This is a genomic window from Pseudomonas sp. Leaf59 (assembly GCF_920984685.1).
Classification (GTDB): domain Bacteria; phylum Pseudomonadota; class Gammaproteobacteria; order Pseudomonadales; family Pseudomonadaceae; genus Aquipseudomonas.
The window spans coordinates 24,895-45,581 of record NZ_CAKLBR010000007.1 but is presented as its reverse complement, the minus strand read 5'-3'; the positions used below and the strand labels follow the sequence as shown (position 1 = coordinate 45,581).

Here is a 20,687-nt window from a genome sequence, read left to right as displayed (position 1 = left end):
AATCCCCATCGCGTCCACGGAGGGACGACTTATGAAACAGCGAGGCTTTACCCTGATCGAACTGCTGCTCGGGTTAATCATGAGCGGCATCCTGGCGCATTTGGCCGTGCCGAGCTTCAAGGGTTTGCTGGAGTCCCGGCACCGCCAGGACGCCGCGCAATCCCTGGCCAGCGGCATGCGCTACGCGCGCACCGAGGCCATCGCACGGAATCGGCCAGTGATCATTCACGCCGTGGACGACGACTGGAGCCGTGGATGGCGCGTGGTAGTGGACATGAGCGGACGCGGCTATAAGGACGACGATAATCCGGTGCTGCGGGTACGCCAGGACGGCGCACGCGTACCGATGGTAGGTAACAGCCCGGTCAGAAGCCAGGTGCGTTTCAGTGGGATGGGCGAGCCGGTCTTCGCCGGCGGGGGATTTCGTGCTGGCACTGTGCATGTATGCGACGCGGATCAGGCGCTGAGCCTGTATCAGGTGGTGCTGGCGCCCAGCGGACGCATCAGCCTGCGCAGCGACAGGGCCGAGCAGGCGTTGTGCCGGAGTGGCTCCGGCACCCTGGCAATCAGAGCAGCGAGCGAACCCGCAGCTCCTTGGGCATGGAGAAAGTGATGTTTTCTTCACGACCGGCCAGCTCGTCGGCACCGGTGGCACCCCAGGCGTGCAGTTGCTGGATCACGCCGCGCACCAGCACTTCCGGAGCCGAGGCGCCAGCGGTGATGCCGATGCGCTCGACACCGTCGAACCAGCTGCGCTGCAGGTCTTCGGCGCCGTCGATCAGATACGCCGGTGTCGCCATGCGCTCAGCCAGCTCGCGCAAGCGGTTGGAGTTGGAGCTGTTGGGGCTGCCGACCACCAATACCACATCGCATTCGTCGGCCAGTTGCTTGACCGCATCCTGGCGGTTCTGCGTGGCGTAGCAGATGTCGTCCTTGCGCGGGCCGCCAATGGCCGGGAAGCGGGTGCGCAAGGCATCGATCACACGGCTGGTGTCGTCCATGGACAACGTTGTCTGGGTCACGAAAGCCAAACGCTCGGGATTCTGCACCTGCAAGCTGGCGACGTCTTTTTCGTCTTCCACCAGATAAATGGAGCCGCCGTTAGTGGCGTCATACTGGCCCATGGTGCCTTCGACTTCCGGGTGACCGGCATGGCCGATCAGGATGCATTCACGGCCGTCGCGGCTGTAGCGCGCCACCTCGATGTGCACCTTGGTGACCAGCGGGCAGGTGGCGTCGAATACTTTAAGGCCCCGCCCCGCCGCTTCGGTGCGCACGGCCTGGGAAACTCCGTGGGCGCTGAAGATGACGATTACGTCGTCCGGCACCTGGTCAAGCTCTTCGACAAAAATGGCACCGCGTGCGCGCAGGTCTTCGACCACGAATTTGTTGTGGACGACCTCATGACGCACGTAAATCGGTGGCCCGAAGACTTCCAGGGCGCGGTTGACGATTTCGATCGCCCGGTCCACGCCGGCACAGAAGCCACGGGGGTTGGCGAGTTTGATTTGCATGCTGTGCCTCGTGTCTTGCAGCCAGTTTGAGTCAGGTGTTGACGCTGGCCGAACTGCCTGTGGAGATCAAAGGTGGGAGGGGGCTTGCTCCCGATGGCGGTGCGTCAGTCAATTTTTTCATACCTGACCCACCACTATCGGGAGCAAGCCCCCTCCCACATTTAGTTACAGCGCTTTAACGTCGATGATTTCAACGTCGAACGTCAAGGTTTTACCGGCCAACGGGTGGTTGAAGTCGATGGTCACTTGCGCGTCATCGAAGGTTTTGACCACGCCGGGCAATTCGGTATTGGCCGCATCATTGAAGATCACCAGCAAACCTTCCGACAGGTCCATGTCCTGGAACTGCGAACGCGGGATGATCTGCAGGTTCTGCGGGTTGGGCTGGCCAAAGGCGTTTTCCGGCAGGATCTGCAGGGTGCGCTTGTCGCCGGCCTTGAACCCGAACAGGGCCGCTTCAAAACCCGGCAGCAGGTTGCCGTCGCCGACCTTGAAGGTCGCCGGGGCCTTGTCGAAGGTGCTGTCGACCGTGTCGCCATTTTCCAGGCGCAGTGCGAAATGCAAGGTAACTTGGGTGTTCTGGCCGATGCGTTGTTCAGTCACTGCATGATAAGTCATTGACGGGCTCCCCGGTCTTCTTGCTCTTGAACATATCCAGCGCGAGCATGATTGCACCGACGGTGATGGCGCTGTCGGCAAAGTTGAACGCCGGGAAATAGTGGCGGTTCTGCCAATGCACCAGGATAAAGTCGATCACATGGCCGAGGGCAATGCGGTCGTACAGATTGCCCAGCGCGCCACCCAGCACCAGCGCCAGGGCGACGGCCAGCCAGGTGTCATCGCGGCCCAGACGCTTGAGCCACACTACCAGCACCGCACTGACCACCACGGCGATCAGGGCGAACAGCCAGCGTTGCCAACCGCCGCTGTCAGCCAGGAAGCTGAAGGCGGCGCCGGTGTTGTAGGCCAGGGTCCAGCTGAAGTAATCCGGGATTACCACGATTTGCTGGAACATTTCCAGGGAGCCTTCGAAATGAGCTTTGCTGACCTGGTCGATGACCAGCACCAGCAAGCTCAATACGAGCCAGCCCAGGCGCCCGAAACGGCTGCTTGCCTCAGGCATAGTGGCGTACCTCGCCACTGCCTGTGATGTTGTCGACGCAACGACCGCAGATTTCCGGATGCTCATGATTCACGCCGACATCTTCACGGCAGTGCCAGCAACGGGCGCACTTGGGGAAGGCCGACTTGACCACTTTGAGCTTGAGGCCCGGCACTTCGGTGGGGACCGCGTCTGCCGGGGCCTGGGCGAACGGTGCCAGGCTCGCGGTGGAAGTGATCAGCACGAAGCGCAGTTCGTTGCTCAGCTTGCTCAGGTCGGCGGTCAGGCCTTCCTCGGCAAACAGGGTGACTTCGGCTTGCAGGTTGCCACCGACGGCCTTGGCCGCACGCTGGACTTCCAGCTCCTTGTTCACCGCGACCTTGACGGCCATCACGCCTTCCCAGTACTCGCGGCCCAGTTCGAAGTCGGCCGGCAGTTCGGTCAGGCCTTCGTACCAGGTGTTGAGCATCACGGACTCGTTACGCTCGCCCGGCAGGTATTCCCACAGTTCGTCGGCGGTGAACGCCAGGATCGGCGCGATCCAGCGCACCAGCGCTTCGCTGATGTGGTACAGCGCAGTCTGCGCCGAGCGGCGCGCCGTGCTGTTGGCGGCGGTGGTGTACTGGCGGTCCTTGATGATGTCGAGGTAGAAACCACCCAGCTCCTGCACGCAGAAGTTGTGGATCTTCGAGTAGACGTTCCAGAAACGGTATTCGCCGTAGTGTTCCTGCAACTCGCGCTGCAGCAACAGGGTACGGTCCACAGCCCAACGATCCAGGGCCAGCATGTCCTCGGCCGGCAGCAGGTCGGTGGCCGGGTTGAAGCCGGTCAGGTTGGACAGCATGAACCGTGCGGTATTGCGGATGCGCCGGTAGGCATCGGCGCTGCGCGCCAGGATCTGCTCGGAAACAGCGATCTCGCCCGAGTAGTCGGTCGACGCCACCCACAGACGCATGATGTCGGCGCCCAGGGTGTCGTTGATCTTTTTCGGCTCGATCACGTTTTTGAGCGACTTGGACATCTTGCGGCCCGTCTCGTCGACGGTGAAGCCGTGGGTCAGCAGCTCGCGGTACGGCGCGTGGTTGTCGATGGCGCAACCGGTCAGCAATGACGAGTGGAACCAGCCACGGTGCTGGTCGGAACCTTCCAGGTACAGGTCGGCACGCGGGCCGGTCTCGTGGCCCATCGGGTGCGAACCGCGCAGCACGTGCCAGTGGGTGGTGCCGGAATCGAACCACACGTCGAGGGTGTCGCTGATCTTGTCGTACAGCGGCGCTTCGTCGCCCAACAGCTCGGCAGCGTCCATCTTGAACCAGGCTTCGATGCCTTCCTGTTCAACGCGCTGGGCCACGACTTCCATCAGTTCGACGGTGCGCGGGTGCAGTTCGCCGCTTTCCTTGTTGAGGAAGAACGGGATCGGCACGCCCCAGTTGCGCTGGCGGGAGATGCACCAGTCCGGACGGTTGGCGATCATCGAGTGCAGACGCGCCTGGCCCCAGGCGGGGACGAACTGGGTGTCTTCGATGGCGCTGATTGCGCGCTTGCGCAGAGTGTCGCCGCTGACAGGCTCTTTATCCATGCCGATAAACCACTGCGCGGTGGCGCGGTAGATCAGCGGGGTCTTGTGGCGCCAGCAGTGCATGTAGCTGTGCTTGATGGTTTCGGTGTGCAGCAGCGCACCGACTTCCGTCAGTTTTTCGATGATCGGTTCGTTGGCCTTGAAGATGAACTGGCCGCCGAAGAACTCCAGGGACGGCGCATAGACGCCGTTGCTCTGTACCGGGTTGAGGATCTCGTCGTTGACCATGCCATAAGCCTTGCAGGTCACGAAGTCGTCCACGCCGTAAGCCGGCGCGGAGTGCACCACGCCAGTACCCGAACCCAGCTCGACATACTCGGCCAGATACACCGGCGACAGGCGGTCATAGAACGGATGGCGGAAATTGATCAGCTCCAGCGCGGAGCCGGTGGCGGTGGCGATCACCGACCCTTGCAGTTCGTAGCGCGCCAGGCACGCCTCGACCATTTCCTCGGCCAGCACCAGCAGGCGATCACCCACATCCACCAGGGCATAGGTGAACTCCGGGTGAACGTTCAACGCCTGGTTGGCCGGGATGGTCCACGGGGTGGTGGTCCAGATCACGATGGCCGCCGGCTTGCTCAGGCTCGCCAGGCCGAACGCCTGGGCCAGTTTGGCTTCATCGGCGATCGGGAAGGCCACGTCGATGGTCGAAGACTTCTTCTCTTCGTACTCGACTTCCGCTTCGGCCAGCGCCGAACCGCAGTCGAAGCACCAGTTCACGGGCTTGAGGCCCTTGAACACGAAACCGCCCTTGACGATTTCGGCCAAGGCGCGAATTTCACCGGCCTCGTTCTTGAAGTTCATGGTCTTGTAGGGGTTGTCCCACTCGGCCAGTACCCCCAGGCGGATGAATTCGGACTTCTGCCCTTCGATCTGCTCGGTGGCATAGGCACGGCACAGCTCGCGGGTTTTATCGGCGCCCAGGTTCTTGCCGTGGGTCACTTCGACCTTGTGTTCGATCGGCAGGCCGTGGCAGTCCCAACCCGGGACATACGGCGCATCGAAGCCCGACAGGGTCTTGGAACGCAGGATCATGTCCTTGAGAATCTTGTTCAGCGCATGACCGATGTGAATCGTGCCGTTGGCATAAGGAGGGCCGTCGTGCAGGACGAATTTCGGACGATCCTTGCCAATTTCGCGCAACTTACCGTACAGGCCAATACTGTCCCAGCGCTGCAGGATCTGCGGTTCGCGCTGTGGCAGGCCGGCCTTCATTGGGAAGGCGGTGTCCGGAAGGTTTAGCGTGGCTTTATAGTCGGTCATTTAAGGCTCTTCGGTTAGCGATGGGCGCTAGGTGCGGCTAGTGCACGGGCGGCGGCGACATCCGCATTGATCGCCGTTTTCAATGCCTCAAGCGAGGCGAAGCGCTGCTCTTCACGCAGCTTCTGGTGGAAAACCACCGTAATGCGCCGGTCGTATAAATCGCCGGCAAAATCCAGCAGATGAACTTCCAGGTGGGCCTTGCCATCACCTGCAACCGTGGGCCTGACGCCTATGTTGGCGACTCCCGGCCACGATTGGCCGTCAATGTCCACGCCAACCAGATAGACCCCGGTCAGCGGCACACGGCGGCGCTTGAGTTGCACATTGGCCGTTGGCGTGCCCAGTTGGCGCGCCAGCTTCTGACCGTGCAGGACCCGCCCGGCAATGCGGAACGGGCGACCGAGCAAACGCTCGGCGAGGGCGAAGTCGGCAGCGGCCAGGGCGTTACGCACCTGGGTACTGCTCACGCGCAGGCCGTCCAGTTCGACGGTTTGCGCGGCTTCAACGGTGAATCCCTGGTTGACGCCGGCGTGTTGCAGGAAATCGAAATCGCCCACGCGGTCGCAGCCAAAACGGAAGTCGTCGCCGACCTCCAGGTGCTGCACGCCCAGGCCGTCGACGAGGATACGGTCGACGAATTCAGCAGCGCTGAGGCTTTGCAAGCGCTGGTTGAAGGCCAGGCAAAGCACGCGGTCGACGCCTTCTTCGGCCAGCAACTGCAGCTTGTCGCGCAAACGCGCCAGACGCGCAGGCGCTGTATCGGGGCTGAAAAACTCCCGCGGCTGTGGTTCAAAAATCACCACGCAGCTGGGCACGCCCAGCTCGACAGCACGCTCACGCAGCCGGGCCAGGATAGCCTGGTGACCACGGTGAACACCGTCAAAGTTGCCAATAGTGGCGACGCAGCCCCGATGCTCGGGGCGCAGGTTGTGGAGACCTCGAACCAGCTGCATAACGCGCTTCTTGCTCATAAAGTGGTCGATTATAACCACACCCGGCCCCGGACGACAGGCAACAGCGCAGGCCAAATGGGTCGAATCGATAAAACAGCTGTTTTATCGCGGCAAACTCTCTATTGCAGGGACTTGCGATTGAAATCGCGCAAGCGGAAACCCTGCAGCAGCAACATCCCGAAGTACGCCCCCCCCCCGGCCACCACCAATACGCCAAGACGCATGAAGCGCTCCAGCATGAAGCCCTGGTCCCACGCCGGCATGAAGTGCATCAGCCCGAGCAGCACCGCCGACATCACCACCACCGCCACCAGCAGCTTGAGCGCAAACAGGCCCCAGCCCGGTTGCGGCTGATACATCTGCTGCTTGCGCAACTGGTAGAACAACAGGCCTGCGTTGATGCAGGCACCTGCGCTGATGGCCAGGGCCAGGCCGGCATGGGCCAGCGGGCCGATAAACACCAGGTTGAGCAGTTGCGTGACGACCAGCGTGAAAATGGCGATTTTCACCGGTGTGCGGATGTTCTGCTGGGCATAGAAGCCCGGCGCCAGCACCTTGATCACGATGATGCCGAGCAGGCCCACCGAATAGGCGATCAGTGCGCGCTGGGTCATCAAGGCGTCATGCGCGTCGAATTGGCCGTACTGGAACAGTGAGACGGTCAATGGTTCGGCCAGGATTCCCAGGGCCAGGGAGCACGGCAGCACCAGCACGAAACACAGGCGCAGGCCCCAATCGAGAATGCGCGAGTACTCCTGGCGATCCTTGCTGGCGTAAGTGCGCGCCAGGGTCGGCAACAGAATCGTGCCCAGCGCCACGCCGAGCACGCCGGAGGGAAGCTCCATCAGACGATCGGCGTAGTACATCCATGACACCGAGCCCGAGACCAGCAGCGAGGCGAACGCGGTGTTGATGATCAGAGAGATCTGGCTCACCGACACGCCAAGGATCGCCGGCAGCATATTGCGCATGACGCGCCAGACGCCGGTGTCCTTGAGATTCAGGCGCGGCAGCACGAGCATGCCGATTTTTTTCAGGTGCGGCAGCTGGTAAAGCAGCTGCGCCAGGCCACCGGCGAGGACAGCCCAGCCGAGCGCCATGACCGGCGGGTCGAAGTAGGGCGTGAGGAACAGCGCGAAAATAATCATGCTGACGTTGAGCAGGGTCGGCACGAACGCCGGCACCGAAAAGCGGTTCCAGGTGTTGAGGATAGCGCCGGCCAGGGACGACAGGGAGATCAGCAATATATAAGGAAAGGTCACGCGCAGCAGATCGGTGGTCAGCGCGAATTTTTCCGGGGTATTGGCAAAGCCGGGGGCCGTGGCCCAGATCACCCAGGGCGCGGCGAGCATGCCCAGGATCGTTACCAGCATCAGCACGAGGGTCAGCAGGCCTGAGACGTAGGCAATAAAGGTGCGGGTGGCCTCCTCGCCCTGCTGGGTTTTGTATTCGGCCAGGATCGGCACAAACGCCTGTGAAAACGCACCCTCGGCAAAGATCCGTCGTAGCAGGTTGGGCAGTTTAAAGGCGATGAAGAACGCATCCGTGGCCATGCTGGCGCCGAAAATGCGCGCCAGCAGGGTGTCGCGCACAAACCCCAAAACCCGGGAGATCATCGTGATAGAGCTGACGGCAGCCAACGATTTGAGCAGATTCATTGAAAGAGTTTGCGCCTATAGATAAAGAGCAGGCGAACTAAGCGCCTACTTATGCGATACTGCGCGCCTGCAACAGCACAGCGCCAAAGCTCGCGAGTTTACAGGTCAAGCGCCGGAAATAAATCACCCGCCTCTTCAGATCGACCACTCAGCAGTTCGCATCAGCCGCCCTTGACAACCCGTCAAGTCATCGGCATGATTCGCGGCCTATTTTGTTTGCTATTTCCTAAAAAGTCTTTCGAGGAGCTCGACGGTGGCCAACACACCTTCCGCCAAAAAACGTGCAAAACAGGCTGAGAAGCGTCGCAGCCACAACGCCAGCCTGCGTTCCATGGTTCGTACCTACATCAAGAATGTAGTTAAAGCCATCGACACCAAAGACGCTGAAAAAGCTCAAGCAGCCTACGTTCTGGCTGTGCCGGTTATCGACCGTATGGCTGATAAAGGCATCATCCACAAGAACAAGGCCGCTCGCCACAAGAGCCGCCTGAATGGCCACATCAAGGCTCTGAGCGTTCCTGCTGCAGCCTGAGTGGTAACAACTGCACACGCGACGTCAGTTGCGTAACAGTTAGAAAATGCCCCGTATCGAAAGGTCCGGGGCATTTTTGTGTGTGCCTGAAAATCACCACAGCTCCACCTGTGGTAGGGGGCTTGCTCCCGATGCCGGAGGATCAGTCACCAGATGTGCTGACTGACCCTCAGCCATCGGGAGCAAGCCCCCTCCCACATTTGGATCGCGTACATTCTCAGGACAAAAAAACGCCCCGAACCAGTCGGGGCGTTTTTGCTGCCAGCTGATTAACGCATCAATCAGTGCTGGTGACCGCCTTCGCCGTGAACGTGGCCGTGAGCCACTTCTTCCTGGGAAGCGTCGCGGATGGCCACGATCTTCACCTGGAAATTCAGACGCTGGCCAGCCAGCGGGTGGTTACCGTCGACGGTGACGTCATCGCCGTCCAGGTCGCGGATGGTGACGATCTGCATCTGGCCATCCGGCGCTGAAGCGTGGAACTGCATACCCACTTCCAGCTCGTCGACACCTTCGAACATGCTGCGGCTCAGGGTGCTGACCAGTTCGGCGGAGTATTCGCCGTAGGCATCTTCAGGTTCTACGGCAACGGTCAGCTCATCACCCACCTCTTTGCCTTCCAGAGCCTTTTCCAAGCCTGGGATGATGTTACCTGCGCCTTGCAGGTAGACCAGCGGCGCGCCGCCGGCGGAGCTGTCGATGACCTCACCAGCGTCGTTGGTCAGGGTATAGTCAATGGAGACAGCCTTGTTGGCGGCGATCGGCATGGGGCGAGACCTTTTGCAGAAGAATGAAGAACGGACAAGTCTAAACAAGGATTTGCCCGAAAGCGAACAGAACCCGGACGGACGGAACCGAATAACGATAACCTTGGCACCTGATTTACGGTAGACGCTCACGCATAGAGCGCCACCCAAGCCATGCACCTCCAGAGAATTCGCATGCAGACTTTTTTTATCGCGCCCACCGATTTTGGTGTGGGTCTGACCTCCATCAGCCTCGGGCTGGTGCGCACCCTCGAGCGGGCCGGGCTCAAAGTCGGCTTCTTCAAGCCGATCGCCCAGCCGCACCCGGGCGACACCGGCCCTGAACGTTCCACCGAGCTGGTCGCCCGCACCCATGGCCTGAAACCACCGCAACCGCTGGGCCTGGCCCATGTGGAACGCATGCTCGGCGACGGTCAGCTGGATGAGCTGCTCGAAGAAATCATCACCCTTTACCAGCAGGCTGCCGTGGGCAAGGACGTGCTGATTGTCGAAGGCATGGTGCCGACCCGTAGCGCCAGTTACGCGGCGCGGGTCAACCTGCACCTGGCCAAGAGCCTGGATGCCGAAGTGATCCTGGTGTCGGCCCCGGAAAACGAAGTGCTCACCGAACTCTCCGGCCGCGTCGAATTGCAGGCCCAGCTGTTTGGCGGGCCGAAAGACCCGAAAGTGCTCGGCGTGATCCTCAACAAGGTGCGCACCGATGAAAGCATGGAAGCCTTCTCGGCGCGCCTTAAAGAGCACTCGCCTTTATTGCGCAGCGGTGATTTCCGCCTTCTGGGCTGCATTCCCTACCAACCCGAACTCAACGCCCCGCGTACCCGCGACGTGGCCGACCTGATGGGCGCGCAGGTGCTCAACGCCGGCGATTACGAAACCCGGCGCATGACCAAGATCATCATCTGCGCCCGCACCATGCGTAACACCGTGGAGCTGCTCAAGCCCGGCGTGCTGGTGGTGACCCCCGGTGATCGCGACGACATCATCCTCGCGGTGAGCCTGGCCGCCATCAACGGCGTGCCGCTGGCCGGCTTGCTGCTGACCAGCGACACCCTGCCCGACCCACGCATCATGGATTTGTGCCGGGGCGCCTTGCAGGCCGGGCTGCCAGTGCTGTCGGTGAGCACCGGCTCCTACGACACGGCCAACCAGCTCAACAGCCTGAACAAGGAAATCCCCATCGACGACCGCGAGCGCGCCGAGATCATCACCGATTTCGTCGCCAGCCACCTCGATGCGCGCTGGCTGCACCAACGGTGCGGCACGCCACGGGAGATGCGCCTGTCGCCGGCGGTGTTCCGCTACCAGTTGATCCAGCGCGCCCAGGCCGCCAACAAGCGCATCGTATTGCCCGAAGGCAGCGAGCCACTGACCGTGCAGGCCGCCGCCATCTGCCAGGCGCGGGGCATCGCCCGCTGCGTGTTGCTGGCCAAACCTGCGGATGTGGAAGCGGTGGCTCGTGCCCAGGGCATCGAACTGCCCGCCGGCCTCGAGATTCTCGACCCGGACCTGATTCGCCAACGCTATGTCGAACCGATGGTGAAGCTGCGCAAGAGCAAGAGCCTGAACGCACCGATGGCCGAGCAGCAACTGGAAGACACCGTGGTGATCGCCACCATGATGCTCGCGCTGGATGAAGTCGACGGCCTGGTCTCCGGCGTGATTCACTCCACCGCCAACACCATCCGCCCCGCCCTGCAGTTGATCAAAACCGCACCGGGCTGCACGCTGGTGTCGTCGGTGTTCTTCATGCTGTTCCCCGAGCAGGTGCTGGTGTACGGCGACTGCGTGATGAACCCGCACCCGAGTGCGGCGGAGCTGGCGGAAATCGCCTTGCAAAGCGCCGACTCGGCGGCCGCGTTCGGCATTACCCCGCGAGTGGCGATGATCAGCTACTCCAGCGGCGACTCGGCCAGCGGCGAAGAAGTGGAGAAAGTCCGCGAAGCCACCCTGCTCGCCCAAGAACAGCAAAGCGCGCTGCTGATCGACGGCCCGCTGCAATACGACGCCGCCGCCAACGAAGCGGTGGCCCGGCAACTGGCGCCCAACAGCCAGGTGGCCGGCAAGGCCACGGTGTTCGTGTTCCCTGACCTGAATACCGGCAACACCACCCACAAGGCCGTGCAACGCAGCGCTGATTGCGTGAGCCTGGGGCCGATGCTTCAGGGCCTGCGCAAACCGGTCAACGATCTGCCGCGCGGCGCGCAGGTAGACGATATCGTGTACACCATCGCACTGACTGCGATCCAAGCCGCCAACCGACCTATGGATATCTGAATGCTGGATTTTCTGCCTGCTGCCGTGCGCGGGGTGATTGCTTCCCTGCTGCTGGCGTTGAATACGATCCTGTTGTGTTCGTTCCTGTTTATCGTCGCGCTGTTCAAGGCGCTGCCCTTCGCCAAGCGTTTCAGCGAATGGCTGATGAACCACACGCATGAAGCCTGGGTGACCAACAACAAGGGCTGGATGAACCTGGTGCGCCGCACGCGCTGGCACCTGAGCGGCCTTGAGGGCCTGGACTACCAGCACTCGTACCTGGTGACCAGCAACCACCAGAGCTGGGTCGATATCATGGTGCTGCAATACGTGTTGAATCGGCGGATTCGCCCGCTGAAGTTCTTCCTCAAGCAGGAGCTGATCTGGGTGCCGGTGATTGGTCTGGCCTGGTGGGCACTGGGCTTTCCGTTCATGAAGCGCTACACCAAGGCTTACCTGGAAAAGCACCCGGAGAAGAAAGGCAAGGACCTGGAAACCACCCGCAGGACCTGTGCGAAGTTTCGTCACAATCCGGTGGGAATTTTCAATTTTGCCGAAGGCACGCGGTTTACACCGGGCAAGCATGCCCAGCAGAAATCGCCGTTTCGCTATCTGCTCAAGCCCAAGGCTGGCGGGATCGCGTTTGTGCTGGATGCGATGGGTGAACAGCTCAAGTCACTGGTCAATGTGACCATTCACTATCCTGGCGGACGTCCGGGGTATTGGGATTTGCTGTGCGGGAATGTGAAGGATGTTGTTGTGCACTTTGAAGAGGTGCAGATCCCGGCCGGGTTCATTGGCAAGAATTATGAGCAGGATGGCGAGTATCGGCTGGCGTTCCAAGGGTGGATCAACCAGCTGTGGGAAGACAAGGATGCGCTGCTGGACAGGCTGCACACCGATTTCCCAGCTAAAAGATGACCAAAATGTGGGAGGGGGCTTGCTCCCGATAGCAGTGGATCAGTGACAGATGTACTGCCTGACACACCGCCATCGGGAGCAAGCCCCCTCCCACATTTTTAGATCGCGCCGCGCTGACGCAACAACTCCAGCACCTGCTTGACGCTGTCTTCCAGCGACACGGCCTGGGTGTCGATCACCAGATCGGCGTTCAACGGCACGTCGTACGGGAAGGACTCACCGGGGATGTTGTCCCCGCCCGCCGCGTACAAGCCTTGCGGATCACGTTCGGCACACACCAGCGGCGAAGCCTGTACATACACGGTCAGCAAGCGGTCACTGCCGATCAGCGCCTTGGCCTGTTCACGACCTTCGGCATCCGGGGCGACAAACGCGGCCAGGGTCAGCAGACCGGCTTCGTTGAACTGGCGCGCCACATGGGCGGCGCGACGCCAGTTCTCGGTGCGACCGGCGCGGTCCTGCGGCAAGCCCTTGTTCAGATCGTGACGCAGGTTCTGGCCATCCAGCACGAACACCGCGCGGCCCATGTCGAACAGCTTGCGCTCGACCGCATAGGCCAGCGTGCTCTTGCCGGCGCCGGAGAGGCCGCTGAACAACACGGTGGCCGGCTGCTGGCCGAAGCGCTGGGCGCGTTCTTCGGTGCCCACGTGGGCGAGGCTGCCGTGTTGCGCCGCGCCGCCATGACCGACCGGTGGCGCGATGATCATGCCCGCCGCCACGGTGCCGTTGGTCAAGCGGTCGATAACGATAAACGCGCCGGTGGTGCGGTTGCTGTCGTAACCGTCCAGGGCGATGGCGGCGTCGAGGCTGACCTTGACCCGGCCAATCTCGTTCAACTGCAGGGAACTGGCCGGGCCTTCGGCCAGGGTGTTCACGTCCACACGGTGCACGATGCTGGTGATGGAACCCGGCACGTAGCTGGTGGCGCGCTTGATGTCGTATTTCTTGCCCGGCAGCATCGGCTCTTCGGCCATCCACACCAGCATGGCGTCGAAGGCGTCGGTCACTTGCGGCACGTTGCCTGCGTGTACCAGCAGGTCGCCACGGGAGATATCGATTTCGTCTTCCATGGTCAGCGTCACGGCCTGGCCGGGGCCTGCCTGCTCCAGTTCACCCTCAAAGGTGACGATGGATTTGACGCGGCTGCTTTTACCGGACGGCAGCACCACGATCTCGTCACCCTTGTGCACGATGCCGCTGGCCAGGGTGCCGGCGAAACCACGGAAGTTCAGGTTTGGACGGTTGACGTACTGCACCGGGAAACGCAGGTCGGTGTAGTTGCGATCGTTGGCGATCTCGACGGTTTCGAGAATCTCCATCAGCGACTGCCCGGTGTACCAGGGCGAACGCTCGCTCTTGTTCACCACGTTGTCGCCCTTGAGCGCCGACATTGGCACGAAAGCCAGGGTGCTGGGCTTGAAGGCGATACCGTCGGCGAACTTCAGGTAATCGGCCTTGATCTGCTCGAATACGCTTTGGTCGAAGCCATTGATGTCCATCTTGTTGACGGCCACCACGATGTGTTTGATGCCCAGTAACGAGGCGATGAAGCTGTGGCGACGGGTCTGGGTCTGCACGCCATAGCGGGCATCGATCAGGATGATCGCCAGGTCGCAGGTGGAGGCACCGGTGGCCATGTTGCGGGTGTACTGCTCATGCCCCGGGGTGTCGGCAATGATGAATTTGCGCTTGGCGGTGGAGAAGTAGCGGTAGGCAACATCAATGGTGATGCCCTGCTCGCGCTCGGCCTGCAGGCCGTCGACCAGCAAGGCCAGGTCGATGTCATCGCCGGTGGTGCCAGACTTCTTCGAATCGCGGGTGATGGCTTCCAGGTGATCTTCGTAGATCATCTTGGAGTCGTGCAGCAGGCGCCCGATCAGGGTGCTCTTGCCGTCGTCGACGTTGCCGCAGGTCAGGAAGCGCAACATCTCTTTGCGCTCGTGCTGGCCCAGGTAGGCGAGGATGTCCTCGCTGATCAAATCAGATTGATGGCTCATTGGGTTCAAGCTCCAAGCTGTAAGCTTCAAGCGGCAAGCTTGTCGGCGTACAGCTAGTCAGAAATTTTGTTGATCAGGCCGCAGAGCATTTTTGACAGCTCGCGAGTTTCTGTAATCCAGTTGTCAGCCAGCGGCTGGGCGATGTAAGCAACGTCACTACCAATGAGAATTTGTGTCCGTAACTCTCCACAGGAAGCCTTCGCAATCCAAAGAAAACGGATCTTTTCTTTGGCACTGCAACGCTCCATGCCTTCGGCAATATTGGAGGGTATTGAGAGTGCCGAGCGAGTAATCTGGTCTTTGAAGCCAAAATCCTTGCATCGCGCAAACTCTCGATAGATTCCCACCGCCAAACCCTTGCTTCTTTGCCAAACAAGCAACTTCTCGAAGTCCATTACGAGTCACACAATCGCGGCTCGCAACAACCGGCTGCAAGCACCAAACCACAAAGCTACGCATACCGCCTTTAACTTGCAGCTTGCCGCTTGTAACTCAAAGCTTAGAAATACCCTTGCCGTTTTTTATCTTCCATGGAGCCGGCGCCATCGTGGTCGATGACCCGGCCCTGGCGCTCGGAAGTTCGCGTCAGGAGCATTTCCTGAATGATGTCCGTCAGCGTCTCCGCCTCGGACTCCACCGCGCCCGTCAACGGGTAGCAGCCAAGGGTGCGGAAACGCACTTTCTTTTTGACGATGCGGGCTTTGTCTTCGTCGGACAGGTGCTCGAGGATGCGGTCGTCGTCGATCATGATCAACGTGCCGTTCTTCTCGATCACGTCGCGCTCGGCGGCGAAGTACAGCGGCACAATCGGGATGCCTTCCAGGTAGATGTACTGCCAGATGTCCAGCTCGGTCCAGTTGGACAGCGGAAACACACGGATCGACTCGCCCTTGTTGACGTTGCCGTTGTAGACGTTCCACAGCTCGGGGCGCTGGTTCTTCGGATCCCAGCGGTGCTTGCTGTCGCGGAACGAGTACACGCGCTCTTTGGCACGGGATTTCTCTTCATCGCGACGGGCACCGCCGAACGCTGCGTCGAAACCATGCTTGTCCAGGGCCTGCTTGAGGCCCTCGGTCTTCATGATATCGGTGTGCTTGGCGCTGCCGTGGGTGAAGGGGTTGATGCCTTGCGCCACGCCGTTCGGATTGATGTGGGTGATCAGGTCCAGGCCCAGTTCTTCAACCATCTGGTCGCGGAACTTGTACATTTCCTGGAATTTCCAGCGGGTGTCGACGTGCATCACCGGAAACGGCAGTTTGCCCGGGAAGAAGGCCTTGCGTGCCAGATGCAGCATCACGGCGGAGTCTTTACCGATCGAGTAGAGCATCACCGGGTTATCGAACTCGGCGGCGACCTCGCGGATGATGTGGATGCTTTCCGCCTCCAGCTGTTTCAGATGCGTCAGTTTGTCGACCATGGTTACTCACGGAAAAACGATCTTATGGACGGCCTGCGGGCCGTGTTCGAGCGGGGCATGCTAGCACAGCGACTTCTTCTATTCAGGGAGCCAGCTAGATCGAAACGGTATATGAATATGCCGCCGAGTTTGGCAGTGCAATGCAGTCAATGTGGGAGGGGGCTCGCTCCCACATTTGCCGCAAATTAGTGGCTTAGATTGGATTGGGGCAGTCGATGAACAGGTGTTCCAGGGCGAAGCGCCGCGCCAGGTAATCGCCCAGCGCCTGCACGCCATAGCGTTCGGTGGCGTGATGGCCGGCGGCGATGAAGCTGATGTCGTTTTCCCGCGCGCTGTGGAAGGTTTGCTCGGAGGCTTCTCCGCTCAGGTACAGGTCGACACCTGCGGCAATCGCCTGGTCGATGTAGCCCTGGCCACCCCCGGTGCACCAGCCGATACGGCGGATCATCGGGCTGCCTTCGATCAGCAACGGCTCGCGGCCCATCACGTCCTGCACACGACGGGCGAAGTCTCGGGGCGACAATGGCTCGGCCAGGGAGCCGACCAGACCGACCACCTTGGGGTTGCTCGGGTCCAGCGGGCCTTCGACCGTGATATCCAGCTGCCGCGCCAGTTGCACGTTATTGCCGACATCGGCGTGCAGGTCCAGCGGCAGGTGGTAGGCCAGCAGGCTGATGTCGTGCTGGAGCAGGGTTTTCAGGCGGCGCTGCTTCATGCCGGTGATGCATGGGTTTTCGCCCTTCCAGAAATACCCGTGGTGCACCAGCACCAGGTCAGCGCGCGCGTCGACCGCCGCGTCCAGCAGGGCCTGGCTGGCGGTGACGCCGCTGACGATGCGCATCACCTGCGGGCGCCCTTCCACCTGCAGGCCATTGGGGCAGTAATCGGCGATTTTTGCGCTGGCGAGGTAGCGGTCCGCTTCCTCGACGAGGGTAGTAAGGGGGACGGCCATAAAAGACTCCTAAATATCCGGTTCCGAGGCGCTCGCAGCCTCGTATAATGCGCGACATTATGGGCGCTCCCCCGCCCCCTGCAACCTGTCAGGACTTACTTGATGCTCAAGGCACTGCGTTTTTTTGGATGGCCATTGCTGGCTGGCGTGCTGATCGCGACGCTGATCATTCAGCGTTTCCCCCAGTGGGTGGGCCTGCCAAGCCTTGACGTAAACCTGCAGCAGGCGCCGCAAGCCACCACGGTGGTGCAAGGCCCGGTGACGTATGCAGACGCGGTCGTCATCGCCGCTCCGGCGGTGGTCAACCTGTACACCACCAAGGTCATCAACAAGCCGGCCCATCCGCTGTTTGAAGACCCGCAATTTCGTCGCTACTTCGGCGACAACGGGCCCAAGAAACGCCGTATGGAATCGAGCCTCGGTTCCGGGGTGATCATGAGCCCCGAAGGCTACATCCTTACCAACAACCACGTGACCACCGGCGCCGACCAGATTGTGGTAGCCCTGCGTGACGGCCGCGAAACCCTGGCGCGCGTAGTGGGCAGCGACCCGGAAACCGACCTCGCGGTGTTGAAAATCGACTTGAAAAACCTCCCCGCGATCACCCTCGGCCGCTCCGACGGCCTGCGCGTGGGCGACGTGGCGCTGGCCATCGGTAACCCGTTTGGCGTGGGCCAGACCGTGACCATGGGCATCATCAGCGCCACCGGGCGTAATCAGCTGGGTCTTAACAGCTACGAAGATTTCATCCAGACCGACGCCGCCATCAACCCCGGCAACTCCGGCGGCGCGCTGGTGGACGCCAATGGCAACCTGACCGGGATCAACACGGCGATTTTCTCCAAGTCCGGCGGCTCCCAGGGCATCGGTTTTGCGATCCCGGTGAAGCTGGCGATGGAAGTGATGAAGTCGATCATCGAGCACGGCCAGGTGATTCGCGGCTGGCTGGGTATCGAAGTGCAGCCGTTGACCAAGGAGTTGGCGGAATCGTTCGGCCTCACCGGGCGCCCGGGGATCGTGGTCGCCGGAATTTTCCGCGACGGCCCGGCACAGAAAGCCGGCCTGCAGTTGGGCGACGTGATCCTCAGCATCGACGGCGCACCTGCAGGCGACGGGCGCAAGTCGATGAACCAGGTGGCGCGCATCAAGCCGACCGACAAGGTGGCGATCCAGGTAATGCGCAATGGCAAGGAGATCAAGCTGATGGCGGAAGTCGGCCTGCGTCCGCCGCCTGCGCCGGTGAAAGAAGAGGAATAAGCCGTTCAGGTGCTCCTTTCGCGAGCACCTGTAACTTTATGTTTCGCCGCAAAAACCTCTCTATTGGCATGTTATATTGTTTCAATATAGTCCTTGGAACGCTCTCTCATGTCGTCTCGAAAGTTTGCCCCCCTGGCCGGCCTTGCCCTGGGTTTGCTGCTCGATCCCGCCTACGCCGAAGAAAACACCGTGGAACTGGACACCATCAGCGTCACCGGTGATACCTATGAGTCCGCCACCAGCCCGGTCACTGGCTACCGCGCCAGCCGCTCTGCCAGCGCGACGAAAACCGACACAGCTCTGCGCGACATCCCGCAATCGATCAGCGTGATCCCCGCCACAGTGCTCAAGGACCTGGGCAGCACCAGCGTGGAACGCGCGCTGGAATTTGCCGGCGGCGTGTCCAAGCAGAACAACTTCGGCGGCCTGACCCTCTACGAATACAGCGTGCGCGGTTTCACCACCTCGGAGTTCTACCAGGACGGTTTCAGCGCCAACCGCGGCTACCCGAGCACACCGGATGCGGCCAATATCGAACGCATCGAAGTGCTCAAGGGCCCCGCCGCCAGCCTCTATGGGCGTGGCGATCCCGGCGGCACGGTGAACATCGTCACCAAAAAGCCCCAGCCCGAAGCCTTCACCACCCTGCAAACCAGCGCTGGCAGCTGGGACCGCTATCGCACTGCGCTGGACGTCAACACTCCGCTCGACGCCGAAGGCAAGGTGCTGTCACGGGTCAACCTGGCCGTGGAGGACAACCACAGCTTTCGCGATCACGTCGAGAGCAAGCGCGTGTTCGTCGCGCCCTCGTTCAGCTGGCAGCTGGACCCGGACACCAGCCTGCTGGTGGAAAGTGAATTCGTGCGCCACAGCTCCACCTTCGACCGTGGCATCGTCGCCGCCCCCGGTGTTTCGCGTTCCACCTTCCTCGGCGAACCCGATGACGGTGACATCGACAACCACAACAACCGTATCCAGGCCACCCTCGAACACCACCTCAATGACGCCTGGAAACTGCGCCTGGCCAGCCATTACAAACAGGGCAGCCTGTGGGGCGATGCGTCGGAAAACCGCGCGCTGAATCCCGACGGCCACACCCTCAACCGTCGTTACCGCGAACGCTCCATGGGTTGGCACGACAGCATCACCCAGCTGGAATTGCGCGGCCTGTTCGACATTGGCAGTTGGCAGCATGAGGTGCTGATCGGCACCGAATACGAGGACTACCGCAAGAAGGAACGCGTGACCGCCATCGGCGGCAGCAATTACGCCATCGACCTCTACAACCCTGTCTACGGCCAGCCCAAGCCCAATGGCCTGCGCTCCGGTACCGACTTTTTCGAACAGACCAAAAGCCACGCGCTGAACCTGCAGGACCAGATCATCTTCACCGACCGCCTGCGCGGCATGGTGGGCGCGCGTGTTGAGCATTTCGAGCAGAGCACCGACGATTTCACCCGCAACGTCACCAGCCAGCAGACCCACGACGCCCTCACCCAGCGCGCCGGCCTGCTGTATCAGCTCACGCCTGAAGTCGGAGTGTTCGCCAACGCATCCACCTCGTTCAAGCCCAACAGCGGGCTGGATGCCGGCGGCAACACGTTCAAGCCGGAAGAAGGCGTGGGTTACGAGGTGGGGATCAAGACTGAGCTGTTCGAAGACCGCCTGAGCGCCACCGTCGCCGCGTTCCATATCGAGAAGGAAAACGTGCTCGCCCTGGACCCGGCCACCAACACCAACCGCGCCATGGGCAAGGCTCGCAGCCAGGGCGTTGACCTGCAACTGAGCGGGCAACTGACCGACGCCGTGCGGGTGATCGGCGCCTACGCCTACATCGATGCCGAAGTGACCAAGGGCGACGCTACCATTCCAGCCGGCAGCCGCATTCTCGGCGTGGCCAGGCACAGCGGCAGTCTGCTGGGGGTGTATGAATTCCAGGATGGCGCGCTGCGCGGATCAGACCTGGGCGCGGCGTTTACCTACGTGGGCGATCGCTCCGGCGAGGCGGGTACCCGCTTTGAATTGCCCGCCTACCACACCGTGGATTTGCTGGCCCACTACAAGGCCAGCAAAAACGTGACCGTGGGTTTGAACCTGAACAACCTGTTCGATGAAAAGTATTACGAACGGTCCTACAGCACTTACTGGGTGAATCCGGGCGAGCCGCGCAACCTCACGGTCAGCCTGACCCTCAACCTGTAAACACAGAGCAAAAATGTGGGAGGCCCCGCCAAGTCTTCGACTTAGCGCTGTCGCGCAGCAAACTGGGGCCTCTGTGGCGAGCAGGCTTGTCCTGCGTTGGGCTGCGCAGCAGCCCCAAAACCAGACGCTGAGCCGTATCAGGTACACCGCGTTTTGCTTGATTGGGGGCGCTTCGCACCCCAACGCGGGGCAAGCCCGCTCGCCACAGGAATGTGGCTGCCTGAGACTTCAGGCTTTAAAATCAATAAGCTATTTTGTGTTTGATAAGAGGGGGCTTGCTCCCGATAGCAGTGGATCAGTCACCAGATGCAGTGACT

17 protein-coding genes and 1 pseudogene are annotated in these 20,687 nt (G+C 61.2%); 7 read left to right on the top strand and 11 right to left on the bottom strand.

Features of this window, described 5'->3' with window-relative positions; all coding sequences use genetic code 11:
- Nucleotides 1-31 precede the first annotated feature (31 nt).
- The gene (locus tag LUB09_RS09875; RefSeq protein WP_209988428.1) at nucleotides 32-613 is read left to right on the top strand and encodes a GspH/FimT family pseudopilin; all 582 of its coding nucleotides are present in this window, start codon (nucleotides 32-34) and stop codon (nucleotides 611-613) included.
- Here LUB09_RS09875 and ispH read toward each other — a convergent pair.
- The 6 genes from ispH to murJ form a co-directional block, all read right to left on the bottom strand.
- The gene (gene ispH, locus LUB09_RS09870; protein WP_209988424.1) at nucleotides 567-1,514 is read right to left on the bottom strand and encodes a 4-hydroxy-3-methylbut-2-enyl diphosphate reductase; all 948 of its coding nucleotides are present in this window, start codon (nucleotides 1,512-1,514) and stop codon (nucleotides 567-569) included. The genes LUB09_RS09875 and ispH overlap by 47 nt on opposite strands.
- Before the next feature lie 165 nt (nucleotides 1,515-1,679).
- Nucleotides 1,680-2,132 carry an FKBP-type peptidyl-prolyl cis-trans isomerase gene (gene fkpB, locus LUB09_RS09865; protein WP_231422478.1) on the bottom strand — a complete coding sequence of 151 codons (453 nt, stop codon included), beginning with the start codon at nucleotides 2,130-2,132 and terminating at the stop codon, nucleotides 1,680-1,682.
- A complete protein-coding gene (gene lspA / locus LUB09_RS09860) occupies nucleotides 2,110-2,637 on the bottom strand; it encodes a signal peptidase II (RefSeq protein ID WP_231422477.1) in 528 nt (175 codons plus the stop codon). The genes fkpB and lspA overlap by 23 nt, the downstream gene beginning before the upstream one ends.
- Complete coding sequence (gene ileS / locus LUB09_RS09855; RefSeq protein WP_231422476.1) at nucleotides 2,630-5,461, bottom strand: isoleucine--tRNA ligase; 2,832 nt, start codon at nucleotides 5,459-5,461, stop codon at nucleotides 2,630-2,632. The genes lspA and ileS overlap by 8 nt, the downstream gene beginning before the upstream one ends.
- A gap of 14 nt (nucleotides 5,462-5,475) precedes the next feature.
- Complete coding sequence (gene ribF, locus LUB09_RS09850) at nucleotides 5,476-6,414, bottom strand: bifunctional riboflavin kinase/FAD synthetase (RefSeq protein WP_209988410.1); 939 nt, start codon at nucleotides 6,412-6,414, stop codon at nucleotides 5,476-5,478.
- Between the two features lie 119 nt (nucleotides 6,415-6,533).
- Nucleotides 6,534-8,072: a murein biosynthesis integral membrane protein MurJ gene (gene murJ, locus LUB09_RS09845; protein WP_231422475.1), complete on the bottom strand. Its 1,539-nt coding sequence runs from the start codon at nucleotides 8,070-8,072 to the stop codon at nucleotides 6,534-6,536.
- A 253-nt stretch (nucleotides 8,073-8,325) separates the two neighbouring features.
- Here murJ and rpsT point away from each other — a divergent pair, with 253 nt between their 5' ends.
- A complete protein-coding gene (gene rpsT, locus LUB09_RS09840; RefSeq protein ID WP_003188401.1) occupies nucleotides 8,326-8,604 on the top strand; it encodes a 30S ribosomal protein S20 in 279 nt (92 codons plus the stop codon).
- A gap of 281 nt (nucleotides 8,605-8,885) precedes the next feature.
- Here the strand turns inward: rpsT and LUB09_RS09835 are convergent, their stop codons facing one another.
- Nucleotides 8,886-9,371: an FKBP-type peptidyl-prolyl cis-trans isomerase gene (locus LUB09_RS09835; protein ID WP_004372402.1), complete on the bottom strand. Its 486-nt coding sequence runs from the start codon at nucleotides 9,369-9,371 to the stop codon at nucleotides 8,886-8,888.
- Here LUB09_RS09835 and LUB09_RS09830 point away from each other — a divergent pair.
- The 3 genes and pseudogenes from LUB09_RS09830 to LUB09_RS09820 all read left to right on the top strand — a co-directional run.
- A pseudogene (locus LUB09_RS09830) lies at nucleotides 9,340-9,468 on the top strand (DUF3565 domain-containing protein); the annotation flags it as partial. The gene LUB09_RS09835 and the pseudogene LUB09_RS09830 sit on opposite strands and share 32 nt — an antisense overlap.
- A gap of 77 nt (nucleotides 9,469-9,545) precedes the next feature.
- On the top strand, nucleotides 9,546-11,645 hold the full coding sequence (pta, locus tag LUB09_RS09825; RefSeq protein WP_209988404.1) for a phosphate acetyltransferase: 2,100 nt from the start codon (nucleotides 9,546-9,548) through the stop codon (nucleotides 11,643-11,645).
- Nucleotides 11,646-12,545, top strand: a complete 900-nt coding sequence (locus tag LUB09_RS09820) for an acyltransferase (protein ID WP_209988401.1) — start codon at nucleotides 11,646-11,648, stop codon at nucleotides 12,543-12,545.
- Between the two features lie 98 nt (nucleotides 12,546-12,643).
- Here LUB09_RS09820 and cysN read toward each other — a convergent pair whose 3' ends face one another.
- The 4 genes from cysN to LUB09_RS09800 form a co-directional block, all read right to left on the bottom strand.
- The gene (cysN, locus tag LUB09_RS09815; protein WP_209988397.1) at nucleotides 12,644-14,542 is read right to left on the bottom strand and encodes a sulfate adenylyltransferase subunit CysN; all 1,899 of its coding nucleotides are present in this window, start codon (nucleotides 14,540-14,542) and stop codon (nucleotides 12,644-12,646) included.
- A gap of 53 nt (nucleotides 14,543-14,595) precedes the next feature.
- Complete coding sequence (locus LUB09_RS09810) at nucleotides 14,596-14,937, bottom strand: four helix bundle protein (protein WP_209988394.1); 342 nt, start codon at nucleotides 14,935-14,937, stop codon at nucleotides 14,596-14,598.
- A gap of 104 nt (nucleotides 14,938-15,041) precedes the next feature.
- On the bottom strand, nucleotides 15,042-15,959 hold the full coding sequence (cysD, locus tag LUB09_RS09805; RefSeq protein ID WP_231422474.1) for a sulfate adenylyltransferase subunit CysD: 918 nt from the start codon (nucleotides 15,957-15,959) through the stop codon (nucleotides 15,042-15,044).
- 193 nt (nucleotides 15,960-16,152) lie between these two features.
- The gene (locus tag LUB09_RS09800) at nucleotides 16,153-16,911 is read right to left on the bottom strand and encodes a Nif3-like dinuclear metal center hexameric protein (protein WP_231422473.1); all 759 of its coding nucleotides are present in this window, start codon (nucleotides 16,909-16,911) and stop codon (nucleotides 16,153-16,155) included.
- A 102-nt stretch (nucleotides 16,912-17,013) separates the two neighbouring features.
- On the opposite strand from LUB09_RS09800, the gene algW reads away from it, so the two are divergent.
- Together algW and LUB09_RS09790 are read left to right on the top strand one after the other, a co-directional pair.
- Complete coding sequence (algW, locus tag LUB09_RS09795) at nucleotides 17,014-18,168, top strand: Do family serine endopeptidase AlgW (protein WP_209988388.1); 1,155 nt, start codon at nucleotides 17,014-17,016, stop codon at nucleotides 18,166-18,168.
- Nucleotides 18,169-18,276: 108 nt separating this feature from the next.
- On the top strand, nucleotides 18,277-20,370 hold the full coding sequence (locus LUB09_RS09790; RefSeq protein ID WP_231422472.1) for a TonB-dependent siderophore receptor: 2,094 nt from the start codon (nucleotides 18,277-18,279) through the stop codon (nucleotides 20,368-20,370).
- Nucleotides 20,371-20,687 lie beyond the last annotated feature (317 nt).